Here is a 12,295-nt window from a genome sequence, read left to right on the forward strand (position 1 = left end):
GTTGTCCTGCTGCGCTTGGAACTGCTGCTTCTGGAACAGCCGATTGCGTTCCATGTCGATGCGCGACTGCAGACGATCCTGATCCTGCTGCAGTTCCTGATTGCGGATGCGCTTGTCGTACATGGCGAGCCGCTCGTCTTCGCGGTTCGCACGCCGAGCCAACATCGCCTGCCCGAGTCCCTGGTTGATGTCCTGCTGCGCCTGGTTGAATGCGAAGTTAAGGCCCTGACCGAGCCCGGCGCCCTGATTGCGTGCCGCCATCATCCCGAGGCCCAACTGCATGAGCCCCTGCCGCTGCATCGCCTTGACCGTGCGCGGGTCGAGCCCAGACTCCGCCTCCGACGCGATCGGGAACAGCGCCTGCGAGAGAACGTCGGTTATCTGGCCGAGTCCGCGCATCAGCCAAGCCCCTGGATCGGCAACTGGCGCGCGTTGGCGAATAGGCTGCCCACGTCAAACTGCTGCGGCTGCCACTGCTGGCCGCCGAACATCTGCGCGATTGATCCGCCAAGCCCCATGCCGGTCAGCGCACCGCCGAGAATCCCGAGTCCCTGCGACCCTTGCGGCTGCTGCTGTGCGCCCGGAGCGAGCTGCGAGAATATCCCAGCCTGATAGCCATAGCGGTTGTAGGGCTCCTGCTGGTAGAAGTTGAAGCGGTTCATGTCGCCCTGCAGAGCCTGTTCGCCGAGCATTCGCTGGAACGCGCCGAAGTTCGCGGCGTCCTGAGACGGCTGCTGTCCCGCCTGGAACAACGACGGGAACATCGCCGCCCACCGCTGGTCCGCCGTGGCGTCCTGACCCGCGAGATTCCCGGCAAGCCCCCCAAGCCCGAGCAGGTCGCCGCGGAACTGGCTGCCGAGACCCGCATTGGAGAGGTCCCGCTGGAAGTTCATCTGTGCTTGCTGCTGGCCGAGATTTGCGTTCGCCAAAGAACGCTGCAGCCCGAGGTTGGAGACGAGACTCGCCGCCTGCTGCTGCGCGCCCAATGCCCTTTGCCGCTCTCCTTCCATCACGCCGAGCGCGTTCTCGCTCATCCGCTGGCCGAGTTCCGGGATCGCCTGGTTGAGCGCCTTGATGCCGCCCGTGCCGTTATTCAGGAACGTGGCCTTCTGGTTGAGGCCGGGTATCAGCTGCTCGTTGAACTGCCGAAGGAGCGGCGCATTCGCGGCGTCGATGGCACCCTGGGCGCCGGAGTAGTCCGGTGTCCCTGAAAGTGCCGACTGCAATGCCCCGCGGGCGTCGAGACCGCCCGATCTGCCGAGCGCGCCGAGATTCGTGTCGAAGTTGTACTGTCCGAGAGAACCGGGGCCCTGGTTGAAGACATCCATCAGTCCCGACGTGGCGTAGGGAGATAGCGCGCCGGCCATCTGCCCGCCGAAGGTATTGCCGGACAGCTGGTTGCCCATCTGCCCGAACAGCGAGGCGAACGGGCCGCCCTGACCGAAAATGCCCTGGTTGTAGGAATCCCGCTGGCCGAAGGCCGCGAGTTCCGACGGCAGCGCCCCGACGTAGGTCTGGCCGGGGTAATACTGCTGCGGCGCAATGTTGCCGACGTTGGCGGCGAGGTCCTTGTACTGGGACTTCAGCCACTTCGGCAGACCGCCGCTGGAGCCGCCGCTTCCGCCGAGCAATCCGCCAGCAAGGCCGCCGAGAATTTCACCCCACATGGGTTCGCTCCTGTCTGGAGCGGACCCCGGCCAATGTCCGTCAGTCTCTGATATACCCTAATTCACGAGGCTCGATGCATCAGGTTCGCCCGATTCCACGCCATCTGAAGGCATAGGGGTCATACCAGCAGACAGCAGTTGCATTCGCGCTCAACTGGTAGGTCGCCGCAAGTGCAAACCTGTAGCTCGCGCTTGACGCGGAATCCTCGGATTTCACGACCAGTACGCCGGTCCCGACGTTCGCCAGAACGATCTCCCGGTTGCCGGGATTCAGCACCGACAGCCCGGTGATCGTCACCGTATTCGAGGTCGAGATCAGGAGCACGTTTCCCGTGACCTTCCAGTTGGCCGACACCCCCGCCGAGAGCGACCCCACGACCGCGCTCGAGCGGTAAAACACCACGTCCTGCAGTTCGTCCGACACCTTCCTGAGCTCGCGCCGCAGGAACTCCGCCAGCAGTTGCGGATCGTTCGGAACGTGCCCCGGTATGTAGCTCATCGGTCACCCGAGTCCTCATAGTCGACGTTCATCCCGTGCAGCCGGAACGTCGAGGTGCCGGTGTATTCCACCCGCAGGTCGATGACCCGCGCATCGAACCGCACGTCGATCCAGTTGTCCGTGCCGATGACGAAATCATAGGGTCCGGTATAGCTCACGGGCCCCGAGAGGGCTTCTCGGGAACCGATCCAGAACCGGAGACTGTCGCCCACGTCGCCGATGACCTGCGGCCAGATGCGCCAGACCCGTTTGATGCCTCCGAGGTCCTCCGTGACCGGAGTGCCGAGTCGTTCGGCGTAACACGACATGGCTACCCCGTCGTAGGTCTCCCCGCTCGGGTACTGGTAGAACTTCTTCGCCGCTGAATCCAGAAGAACCATCTTTCGGTCAAAGGGAGAAAACGTCTCCTCATCGAATACCCCGCTGTCGGCGTCGAATGTCCCGGAGGCTCCGTCGAAGGTCTCGGTGGACGAACTCGAGACGATCCCATGGTTGCCGAACGTCTTCGCACCTCCCAACTCGAACGGGTGCAGCGTGTCCTCCGCCCAGTTCCACACCAGGGCGAGGTTCGGATAGTCATAGCCCGCCTCGGGAATGCAGATGAACGCCTGTCGGTTTCCGTAGTCCACGGTCACGAAGCAGCGGTTATGCCGGGTGGTGTTGATCCGATTGAAGAACCACCGGCGCGTCCTGCGATCGAGCAGGGAACGGGTGCTGTTTCCGTCGTGGACGATGACATCCTCGGTCCCCAAAACGAGATGAGACGTGCCGATCGAGGCAACGCAGTTTTCCGTCATCGCCCCGACTTCGGAGAGGATCTGGCGGAAGCTGAAGATGTCGAACCCGCCGACGTAATCCGCCTGCCAGGTGTGGTTTTCCTTGTAGATGATGAGACTGTCCCGGAGCGGCATACAGTCGATCAGCTGGTCTTCCGTCTGCCCGAATTCCACGATGCCGGACTGGTTCGTGGGGTCGGCATAGTCCCACGACAGCGGTAGCGAACCCTGCTGTGCGGCGTCCGACCAGCGCATCAAACGCGAGTTGTACGACCCTGTATCGGTGACGCGAAGCGCGATGAGAAAGCTCTTCCACGGCCGGATCACTCGGGCGGTGACGTTCACCGACGGCCACGCAGTCAGCGAAACGAGATCGTTTGACAGCGACGGCGCCCACGACTGTGGGATGCCCACGCCGTCGTTGACGATCATGTAGCCGTTGAAAGGACCGCCGGTATAGCCGAGGTCCGCAGTTGCGGCGAGCGTGATCGTTCCGGTGATATTCGCGTGCGTGGTGCCGTCGGTCGCGTACATGACCGTTTCGGAACCGTAGACCCAGAAGTAGTTGACGCCATCCGAAATGGGCGCCGTGAAGATCGACGTAGCCGAAAGGCTCCCGAGGGCCTGAGCGTAACCGGGACACTTCTCGACCGCCCCGTCCCGGTACTGGACGTTCCTCGAGTCGGTCCACGCCCCCGGAGGGAGATCGAGGTTCGGGATGTCCGGCGCGAACCCGGTGGCGAGATTCTTGATAGTGGCGCGTTTCACGACCCGTATACCGCCCGCTTCTTGGCCTTGATGCGCTGCATGATATCCCGGCGTCTTTCAAGTACGTCTGGGGGAATTACCTGACCGCGCAGGTCGAACCGGCATGTCGTTCTCAGTTCAAGCGCCAAATCAATCTGTTCTGACTTAATTACTGTATACGGGCGCACCGCCGCCATGAATGCAGCGGCGCGGCCATTCATTACGTACCAGACGTAGCACTCCTTATGCCGCTGGTTCGATGCCCTGACGCCACCACGCTTGGTCACCTTTCCGCCGAACTTGTCCAATAGCCACGCCAAAACCCTGTAATCAGTATTGGCTATGTTGGCGGCGTAGCTGAATTGAACCCTGTTCTTTTTGGTGTATGTCGCGACACACCCCTCACCATCAAAGAGTCCGGCCGCGTAGGCCAATTCTGCTACAGAAAGACTGGATATTTTTTCCGATATCTCCTCAAGATTCCTTCTGACAATTCCACGCGATGTAGTCATATCTCCACCTACTGACCGATCAGTCCTTTCACGTTCGGCGAACCAGAACCGGACACGAACACCACCGTCGTCCCCGCGTCGTGCAGGATGGCATACCCTGCAGCACCGCCAGAGCCTCCGGCAAATCCCGAGGACTGGCCGTTCGATCCGGCCGCTCCATAAGCACCGCCGTCTCCGCCGTCCGCATTGGTCGTACCGCCAACTCCGGGAGTACCCGCGCTACCCGTGGTTCCCGCAGTTCCGCTATCAGCACCCGAACCGCCTGACCCGCCGCCCGCACCTCCGCCGCCGCCGGAGCCTTCCGCCAGGGATTGACCACCACCACCACCACCGCCGCCGCCGCCCCAGATGCGGCCGGAACTATTCGTGACGCGCAGCGTGCCGTTGAAATTCGCCCGAATGGCCGGACCTCCGGCTTGTCCGTTGACGCCCGGAGAGTCCGAACCGCCCGCCCCGCCATTGCCGCCCTTGCCTATGGCGTAACCGAGATTGATGAGGTCGACGAAGGAACCGTTCGCCAACCCGTCGAGATGGATCGCGCCGAGGCTGGTCGAGCTCGACTGTCTCTCGATGGCCGAGGAAATGCGCAGCACCAGAAGAACCGGAACGGAGGACGGGATCGAGGTGCCGTCAACGCTCTTCTGCCACGTCCCGCCGTTGGAAGACAGGGTGACCGTGTAGACCGGCAGCCCCCCGAGCATCATCCCCATGGCAAGCATGGGATTAGCCTACGTTCAGTCCGGCCTGCGCCCAGACATCCGAGGTATTGTCATAGCTGAACGCGAACACGTCCCGCGCCCCGACAGCCGTGGAAAGCGTCGGCGTCGTGGAACCGGCGAACTTGTATTTCGACCCCCACGACCCGGTATAGCTGCCGGACCCGCCCTGGATCAGGTGGATCACGATCGTCTGCCCGGAACGCCCGTTCGAGGGATTGGCAATGGTGGCATTGCTCGCCAGCACCGCACGGAACACGTTCCCGTCGTCGCAGTTCGGCGTCATCGTGCCGCCGGTCCCCAGCGAGACGATGGTAGATCCCGTTCCTTTGGCGAAGGTCTGCGCCGCATCCAGCCGCGCATATGCCGCAGCAGCAACGCCGTTCAGCGCGGGCGGACTCAGCACGTTGAAACTGTTCACGAAGAACGTCGAACAGGACACCGAAATGTCGGTGATCGAATTGCCGCTCCGGTGGATGTCGAAGAACGACCTGACCGTGGTGCCTAGATCGTCCGTGGTCTGCAATCTCAGCAGTCCCCCGGCAGCGACAAACCTCCAGCCCCGCTGGTCAGTGCCGCCGTCCGTCTCGTCGAACACGATGCCGGGAGCCGTGCTCGAGAGCTTGAGCGGCGCGTCGTCCTCGTTGACCGTGTTGGTAAAGACATTCCGCGCCGAGAGGTCGGCAACGTTCGCTGCGGCAACCGTGCCGATATTGGCCGCCACGCTTGCCGAGTTGGCATACCTCGCGTTGATCGCGTTGTTTGCGGTGGCCGATCCGTCACGCAACGTATTCAGCTGCGCCTGCGCCGAAGCGGAAAGGTCGTTCACATACGAAATGGCCTGATGCGAAGCGGAGACAGCGCCCGCAACCTGCGGGAAGCTGCGCTTCAGACTGGCCTTAATCAGCCTGAGATGGTCGTCCGCAGTCGAACGCTGGTCCGTCCCGTCCGGCCATGCAGTATTTAGCGCATCAATGTACGTCGAAGTTTCGAGTGAGATGGCTGCTGCTCCTAGGTTCTCATCTTGTACCGCGTCAGTCGCCACACATGGGTACGACTAACTCCGTACTTTTCAGCGAGATCAGACACTCTCATCCCGCGCCGTGAATCCTCCCGCAAATCACTCACCTGTCTATCCGTGAGCTTTGCGTTGCCGTTCAATTCATGGCTCGCCGTGCGACCTTTGCTGTGACGATCCGCTGTATTACCAGCATTGGTCGTCACAAAAAGATGGTCAGGTCTTACGCATGGAGGGTTGTCACAGTGATGGGCGACAACATCTCCATCACTTAACTGGTACCCGGAGAGCATCAGGGCCACTCGATGCGCGGCTATCGGCTTGCCGCGCAAATAAAACTGCCCGTAACCCTCATCCTTGCGCCTGACCCCGGCCTTCCACAGCCAACATCCTTCCGACTTCTCCACCTTCCCCCAGAACCGCCGCTCAATGAACTCTTGATACGTCTCGGCGACCCTGCCATTCGTCCCGACTTTGCGCCAACGCGTGTGCGCGTAGTGCTTGGCCATCTCTGCAACCTCTCAGCCATTACTTCACCTGTTGTAAGTATAGCATATGAGGTAACATTGCCAACTAACGCTAAGTCATTCTATGCGCTCGGATTGTTCACCTGTGCGAGGCCCAGCGCGTTCCACTGGATCACCAATTGCGTGACTTCCACGCCGGTGGTCTGGGTCGTCTCGGTGTCGAAGTAGGCGACGAGTCGCTGGTTACCGGCGCCGCGGTAGATCACGGCCCACTTGGCCTTGATCGTGGCGGTGGCGGAGAGGGTGATGTCGTCGGCGTCCCAGGTGACGTATGACCCGGAGGTCTTGGCGACGGTCTTGTTGGCGAGCGTGCGATCCGCGTAGCCGGAGCTCGTGACCACGTTCGCGGAAACGTCGGCCGAGTAGACCGAGTGGCTTTTCGCGTTCGGGGTGTAGCCCTGCGAGATGAGCGAGACGACGAGGGTCATGGACGCGAGGTCCAATGCGCCCTTCATCATGTCCTCGATCGCGTGCTGGTAGAAAACGACTGAACCGGCGGCCATGCGCGTACTCCATTGAGTTGTGGACGCCCGGCCGCGTCAGGACAATAACACTATTTCAGAGGCTCAATTCAAACCCTCGGAACGTCCGTCCAGGACGGCGTTTCTGCGACTGGAACGTCCTCCCAGCCCACCTGGAAGGAGAGATCGGGGGCCAACCCCACGATAGAAAGGACCGTCCCCTCGTCCTGATTGGCGGCGATCCCGACAGCCAGTTCTGCGAGCAGGGTGGGTTCTGTGGCGGTCGTGAATGCCGCCGCGCCAAGCGTCGGCGCGGAAGTTCCGGTTTGCCCCGCCGGCAAGTCGAGGGTCGGCGCGAGCGGGTTGATGACCGCAGAACCGAGTCCTGCAGCGATGAACGTGCTGCCGCCCTGACTGACCACGACCGGCTGCTGGCCGGAAAGCGTGAGCGGCGCCTGTGCGGGTTGCGCGGTTTCCTGCCAGACCAGCGTCGGCGCGAGGTCGTTCTCCTCCGGGGTCGCATCTGGGAGGCCTGGTGCAATCACCAGCGTGCGCAGCAGGAACGGCTGCAGGCCGCCCATTTCGATATAGCCAGAGTCCGGTGCTGCCGTTGGACCCACGACGACGACGATCGAAGGCGCATTCCCTGCTATTGAAGCCGCCCCGACAGAAGGCCCGCGCTGCCCGGTTTCCGCCGTGACGGCAAGACCGGCAAGCGTTACTGCACTAACGCCGATTGACTGGTTCAGGAACTTCAGCAATGTCGGTGCAAGCGCCATCAGACACTCATTCCGGCGGCATTTGGCGAGATCGTGGTTCCTGCCGCACTAAGGAATTGCCACGGATCGCTGAAAAGATCCGCGATCCAAGTATCGTCAACGGTATCGTAGAGGTCGTCATAGACCCACGCCGCTAGGATGTTGCCGTTGAACTGGTTGTCCGCAGCCGTCACCGCGCGGCATCCAATGCCGAAGCGATCGAGGGCCGTCGGACTCGGCGGATAATTGACGGTACCGGCTCCGGCGACCCATGCGCCGCCATCGACTGAAACGGCATACGCATTCGTTTTCCACTTCACGGCGCCCATGCGCCAGCTCGCGTCGTATGTGGAGGTGCCGAACTCTGCGGCGACGGCATTCGGCCCGTCGTCACATACGATATCGAGCGCTTCGTTCGTCTGGTAGCGTGCGCCGCCATAAACACCGCCTGCGGAAGAAAGGGCCGCGCTGATCGGGAATTCGTTTGCCGCACATACCGCGCTCGCGCTCTTGTGCAGCACGACCATGACCAGAGATGACGACGCAAGCGTGCCGGTCGATGAGAGCGCTTTACGCGGGCCAGCACTGTTTGCCGATATGATAGAACCGAGCGAACCGTCGGTCCCCCACATATCTGAGTTGTCTAGCGTCAGGTCGAGGGCGGTGCCCTTCCCCTCGTCGGCGACAGTTGTGCCCGTTCCTTCATTGAACAGCCACAGGTGATCCGGGCATTTCGCGTGTCCGGTGTTCACCGTGTAGGATGTAGGCTTCGCCGTGATACTCATGCCTGCTCCGCCCAGTCTGTAGGTGCCGTGCCGTCGGGACTCACGTCAGCCGGGCCGGTGCCGAATTGCGCGATTGCTCCAGAACTCGCCGTGCTGCCGGGTGCTTTTCTGAATCCCCAGCGAATAGAGTTTTTCGCCGTATAGCGCCAATTCGGGAACGTCGTCGCGTTCTTTTTCCAGCCGTAGTCGTACTTTCCGAAGTCCATTCCAAGCAACTCGGTTGCGGATGGAACTCCCCCGAACGGCGCGTTGAAGATGTCGACCGCCTTCGTCCAGGAACTCGCGCCCTCCTTCTTGTGCCAGACCTGCATGATCCCCTTGTTGCCGGTGTAGGTCTTGTTCTTGGCTCCGGTAATCGTGAGGCTCGGGTTGATCGTGCCGCTCCCGGCGAACGGGTTCACGCGGTAGCGAAGCATCCACTGTGTCCAGCCGGAATCGCGTGAGGTCATTGCGTTGTAGAAGGTCCGCGGACTCCCGGCCTGCTGCACCATGTCCGCGACCGCCGTCGCGTTGACCTGGTAGCCCAGGAACCAATATTCGGTGTTTCCTCCGAGTCCGCCAGTGTAGTTGCCTGGATTGGTCGTCGGACGCGCGAATGTCGTCAGATAGAACTGCGTGAGCCCGTTTCCGGCATTTACCCAAAAATGGTAGCCACCGCCCTGGTGCGCGCGAGTTGCGATGTCATGCACATGATTCGGATGCGTGTATAGCGCGAAGCCGACCCAGACCTCGCGATCCCAGTCGTAATTGTAGGCGCTATTTCCAAGGCTATACTTGATGCGCGGCTTGTCCTTAGATCCGGCAGGAACCGGAGGCGCAACGCCGTCATCGACGGTGCCATTCAGACACTCGTATTCCGAGTCGTACCAGAGCACCTGTTTCAAGAAGCGCGACCCGAACGGCGGCGTGACTGTTACGCCGTCGAAAGTGTCAGAAGCGACGATCCGCTGATCGAGGTTTGAAGCCGTCAGCGTCCCGGACTGTGCCGCGTTGTTGAAACTGTCAATAACGTCCGGGTGATAGAGACTATGGAATAGCCCGCCATTCACCAAGGCGCTGCCGCCACCGTATTGCGGCTGGTCATACATCGCCGTGTAGTAAACCTCGCGCGTGCCGCTAGAAAGCGTCGTCGCACTCACGACCGTGTAGCTCGAGAACAGCCCTCCCGCGGAAGCGCGCACCCCGAAGTCGTAGGCGGTGCCCGCAGCAAGGCCGGTGACGTTGAATGACAGCGCACTCGGTCCCGTCAGCGGGGTCAGGTTAGTCCAGTTGTTCTGACCGGCGAGCGAGTAGCGGGCGTCGTAATCCTCGGGGTCCGTACCCGTCGCGGCCTTAGTCCAGGAGAGATTGATCTGTGTCGTTGAGACGACCTGTGGATCTGCGACCACGGGCGGGTTCGGCGCGGTTGCGGCCGCTGTCACGGTCAGCGTAACGGTCATCTCCGCATACAGTACCCCGTCGTCAGCTCGAAGAATCAGCGTGTATGAGCCTGCGGCTGCGGCACCGACCGATACGACGCCTGCGGTGCTTACGGTCACGGCCGCCGGCGCGGTGCCGCCCTGGCGCGTGTACGTGATAGAACGGCCATCAGGCGAACTCGCTCGCGAGGCAACGCTCGCGGTCGATGCTTGCTGGATGTCGAGCGACCAGCCGGTCTGCCAGACCGGATAGTTCGGCATCACGAGACCCGCGGCAAGCTTCGGCTCACCCTCGACCTCGTTCACGTTCACGGTAGAAACGCCGTAGTTGTAGCCCTGACCGGCGACGACGTTCGTATCCCGGTACGTCGTGGCAGTCAGACTAGTCGCATACTCCTCGCCGTCGCGATAGAGAACCTGGTAACTGTTCGGCCAGCCGCTCGCAATCGGCGTCCAGCTGAGCTTCGCGACGACCACGTTCGCATTGACGCTGTAGCTCGCCGTCACCGTGCTCGGCGGCTTGACCTTGGTGCGCGTCGAGAGGCTCACAGGAACGGCTCCACGCGGCCTGACGTCTGTTCCCTTGCGGCCTTGCTCTCGAGCGTCGGCAGAATCACCTGATCGACCTCCTCGAGCATTGCCTTTCCCTCAATCACGCGGGAACCGCCGATATAGGTGACGAGTAGGTCCCCCATGGCCTGCTTGCGGATCAACTCCTCGCCCTCGACCATCCATGCATTCGTCGCGGAATCTGATGCACTCACCGAGACTTCCGGCAGGTCGCAGAGGAAACTCATAACGAGCGTGAAGGACTGATCGGGGATCGGGTAGAAACGGAGCTGGCGGTTCTGGATGGCGTACTTTCGCGGCTCGCCCTCGTTCGGCTCGCCACGTTGGCGCTCCTCGATCCAGTCGTAGGAGACCTCGCGCATGGGAATGCGGTCGTTTGCCCGTTCGAGACGGAGGAAGTCGACCTCGATCCACCCGGTCGGTAATGCGATTACTTCCTGCGCCGAAAGCAGGACGGTCTGCGAGTTCTTCTGGTTGAACCCGAGGCGCTTCGCCCGAAACCGCTTGATGGCGTCGGTGATCGCTTCCTTGATGCGCAGGTCCGGCAAGGCGTTGACCCCGCGGTTCAGGTCGCCGCGGATACGCCGTACCATCGTCTGGAGGTCGTCGCTCAACGGATCACCCCACAGCTCGAGAAGTGCTCACGCACCGATCGGCCATATCGGCGTCCGCAGGCGGGACAGTGCCCGCCCCTGAGGGCTGATTCTACAGCAACCTCAATTTGGACGGGTCGCCGCGTGTCCTTGCCCATTTGCCTTGCTTCCGAGATTTGCCTTCGCCTCATTTCGCACCTTGTATGCACCCGCAAATGACAGGCCGTTCCCGTATTCCGCCACCAGGTCGGCACAGGGATTGGACCCAGCAAGCAGCGAGGAAAACTCCGGCATCCACGCATCAGCACGGTTGCCGTACCCATGCCAGAGGCCGCCGACCGTGTAATGCAGCAGCTTGATATCGCAATCCTCAGGCATCGGTTCCGGGTGTTCGAGCCGCCCGCCCTCCGTCACCAACACGTTCCATAGACCGGAAATGGACCCGACCTCCTCGTCCCAGCACCAGTCGAAGCGGTGCAGGTCGAGACCTGAGGCGACGTTGATGTAGTCAGGAGTCAGTTCCGAGCAGGAGCTATGCCCGCAGTTGATGAGCATGAGACTCGACCAGTTCTTGCGGGCGTAACGGCTCTGCTCCTGCCCGAGAAACTTCGTGTCGGTCTTGGGCCGGTAGTCGTGTTTCACGACCATCACCGCATACCGCTCATCCCGCTGCTCCCAGAGCTCCGCGATATCGGCATCGCACACCATGTCGCAATCCATGAAGATCGCCCAGCCGCGATAGCCCATGAGTGCGGGGATGGCAAAGCGGGCGTTCGAGAACTCGGTCGAGTCATGCGGGCCGCGCTCGCGCCACCAGACCTTCTTGGGAAGCGTCGAATTGCCGATAGCGGTCAGGGCCAACGGCTCGCTCGAGCGTCTGACGAGAGAATGCGCGAGGACGTGCCAGGCAATGTCCTCTGCGCGATCGCGTCCGATAAACACATTAATCATGCCGCCTCGAGCCATGGCAGTTCGAGGCGCTTCGCAAACGCCTCCATCCACGGGCGGGTATGGCCCTTGAAATGCAGCGCTCCGCGCTCGGAGACATCCTCGTCACGGTCCCTGGGCGTGTAGTTCCACATGGAACCGGGGATCTTTCGCACCGTGACCGTGAGACCCTGAACCGCAGGCTGCCACGGGATTTCCCGGAGCTCGGTCACCTCGCCCGCTTCGGGTCGTGGACCGCACAAGCCGACCAGCGCGACCTGATTCCCGTACCACTGCTGCAGGTGCGGGGCCATGCGCCGG

General features: G+C 61.9%; 15 protein-coding genes. All 15 read right to left on the minus strand.

Annotation, left to right across the window (positions count from 1 at the left end; all coding sequences use genetic code 11):
- A partial coding sequence (locus tag ACOSYY_RS19865; RefSeq protein ID WP_421664693.1) for a hypothetical protein occupies positions 1 to 399 on the minus strand: 399 nt, incomplete at its 3' end.
- Positions 399 to 1,667 carry a hypothetical protein gene (locus ACOSYY_RS19870; protein ID WP_421664694.1) on the minus strand — a complete coding sequence of 423 codons (1,269 nt, stop codon included), beginning with the start codon at positions 1,665 to 1,667 and terminating at the stop codon, positions 399 to 401. The genes ACOSYY_RS19865 and ACOSYY_RS19870, both read right to left, overlap by 1 nt.
- A 79-nt stretch (positions 1,668 to 1,746) precedes the next feature.
- Complete coding sequence (locus tag ACOSYY_RS19875) at positions 1,747 to 2,166, minus strand: hypothetical protein (RefSeq protein WP_421664695.1); 420 nt, start codon at positions 2,164 to 2,166, stop codon at positions 1,747 to 1,749.
- Entirely contained in the window at positions 2,163 to 3,710 is a 1,548-nt protein-coding gene (locus tag ACOSYY_RS19880) for a hypothetical protein (protein ID WP_421664696.1), read from the minus strand. The genes ACOSYY_RS19875 and ACOSYY_RS19880 overlap by 4 nt, the downstream gene beginning before the upstream one ends.
- The gene (locus tag ACOSYY_RS19885; protein WP_421664697.1) at positions 3,707 to 4,201 is read right to left on the minus strand and encodes a hypothetical protein; all 495 of its coding nucleotides are present in this window, start codon (positions 4,199 to 4,201) and stop codon (positions 3,707 to 3,709) included. Before ACOSYY_RS19885 ends, ACOSYY_RS19880 begins: the two co-directional genes overlap by 4 nt.
- Positions 4,202 to 4,209: 8 nt before the next feature.
- Positions 4,210 to 4,920: a hypothetical protein gene (locus ACOSYY_RS19890; protein WP_421664698.1), complete on the minus strand. Its 711-nt coding sequence runs from the start codon at positions 4,918 to 4,920 to the stop codon at positions 4,210 to 4,212.
- A gap of 4 nt (positions 4,921 to 4,924) precedes the next feature.
- Positions 4,925 to 5,962, minus strand: a complete 1,038-nt coding sequence (locus ACOSYY_RS19895) for a hypothetical protein (protein WP_421664699.1) — start codon at positions 5,960 to 5,962, stop codon at positions 4,925 to 4,927.
- Positions 5,929 to 6,444 (minus strand): HNH endonuclease, encoded by a 516-nt coding sequence (locus tag ACOSYY_RS19900; RefSeq protein ID WP_421664700.1) that lies wholly within the window; start codon positions 6,442 to 6,444, stop codon positions 5,929 to 5,931. Before ACOSYY_RS19900 ends, ACOSYY_RS19895 begins: the two co-directional genes overlap by 34 nt.
- 80 nt (positions 6,445 to 6,524) lie before the next feature.
- Positions 6,525 to 6,965 (minus strand): hypothetical protein, encoded by a 441-nt coding sequence (locus ACOSYY_RS19905; protein ID WP_421664701.1) that lies wholly within the window; start codon positions 6,963 to 6,965, stop codon positions 6,525 to 6,527.
- Positions 6,966 to 7,033: 68 nt separating this feature from the next.
- Positions 7,034 to 7,702 (minus strand): hypothetical protein, encoded by a 669-nt coding sequence (locus ACOSYY_RS19910; protein ID WP_421664702.1) that lies wholly within the window; start codon positions 7,700 to 7,702, stop codon positions 7,034 to 7,036.
- Entirely contained in the window at positions 7,702 to 8,466 is a 765-nt protein-coding gene (locus ACOSYY_RS19915; RefSeq protein WP_421664703.1) for a hypothetical protein, read from the minus strand. Before ACOSYY_RS19915 ends, ACOSYY_RS19910 begins: the two co-directional genes overlap by 1 nt.
- Entirely contained in the window at positions 8,463 to 10,433 is a 1,971-nt protein-coding gene (locus tag ACOSYY_RS19920) for a fibronectin type III domain-containing protein (protein WP_421664704.1), read from the minus strand. The genes ACOSYY_RS19915 and ACOSYY_RS19920 overlap by 4 nt, the downstream gene beginning before the upstream one ends.
- Positions 10,430 to 11,068: a phage adaptor protein gene (locus tag ACOSYY_RS19925; RefSeq protein ID WP_421664705.1), complete on the minus strand. Its 639-nt coding sequence runs from the start codon at positions 11,066 to 11,068 to the stop codon at positions 10,430 to 10,432. Before ACOSYY_RS19925 ends, ACOSYY_RS19920 begins: the two co-directional genes overlap by 4 nt.
- A 102-nt stretch (positions 11,069 to 11,170) precedes the next feature.
- Positions 11,171 to 11,998 (minus strand): glycosyltransferase family protein, encoded by an 828-nt coding sequence (locus ACOSYY_RS19930; RefSeq protein ID WP_421664706.1) that lies wholly within the window; start codon positions 11,996 to 11,998, stop codon positions 11,171 to 11,173.
- Positions 11,995 to 12,295: hypothetical protein (locus ACOSYY_RS19935; RefSeq protein ID WP_421664707.1), on the minus strand; the 301-nt coding region annotated here is incomplete at its 5' end. The genes ACOSYY_RS19935 and ACOSYY_RS19930, both read right to left, overlap by 4 nt.

Source organism: Nitrospira sp. BLG_2 (assembly GCF_049222245.1).

Bases quoted from the DNA above. Each gene is read 5' to 3' on its own strand.
- ACOSYY_RS19885 (WP_421664697.1), bottom strand. From the start codon at position 4,201: ATGACTACATCGCGTGGAATTGTCAGAAGGAATCTTGAGGAGATATCG.
- ACOSYY_RS19900 (WP_421664700.1), bottom strand. From the start codon at position 6,444: ATGGCCAAGCACTACGCGCACACGCGTTGGCGCAAAGTCGGGACGAAT.
- ACOSYY_RS19890 (WP_421664698.1), bottom strand. From the start codon at position 4,920: ATGCTTGCCATGGGGATGATGCTCGGGGGGCTGCCGGTCTACACGGTC.
- ACOSYY_RS19870 (WP_421664694.1), bottom strand. From the start codon at position 1,667: ATGTGGGGTGAAATTCTCGGCGGCCTTGCTGGCGGATTGCTCGGCGGA.
- ACOSYY_RS19930 (WP_421664706.1), bottom strand. From the start codon at position 11,998: ATGATTAATGTGTTTATCGGACGCGATCGCGCAGAGGACATTGCCTGG.
- ACOSYY_RS19915 (WP_421664703.1), bottom strand. From the start codon at position 8,466: ATGAGTATCACGGCGAAGCCTACATCCTACACGGTGAACACCGGACAC.
- ACOSYY_RS19910 (WP_421664702.1), bottom strand. From the start codon at position 7,702: ATGGCGCTTGCACCGACATTGCTGAAGTTCCTGAACCAGTCAATCGGC.
- ACOSYY_RS19875 (WP_421664695.1), bottom strand. From the start codon at position 2,166: ATGAGCTACATACCGGGGCACGTTCCGAACGATCCGCAACTGCTGGCG.
- ACOSYY_RS19905 (WP_421664701.1), bottom strand. From the start codon at position 6,965: ATGGCCGCCGGTTCAGTCGTTTTCTACCAGCACGCGATCGAGGACATG.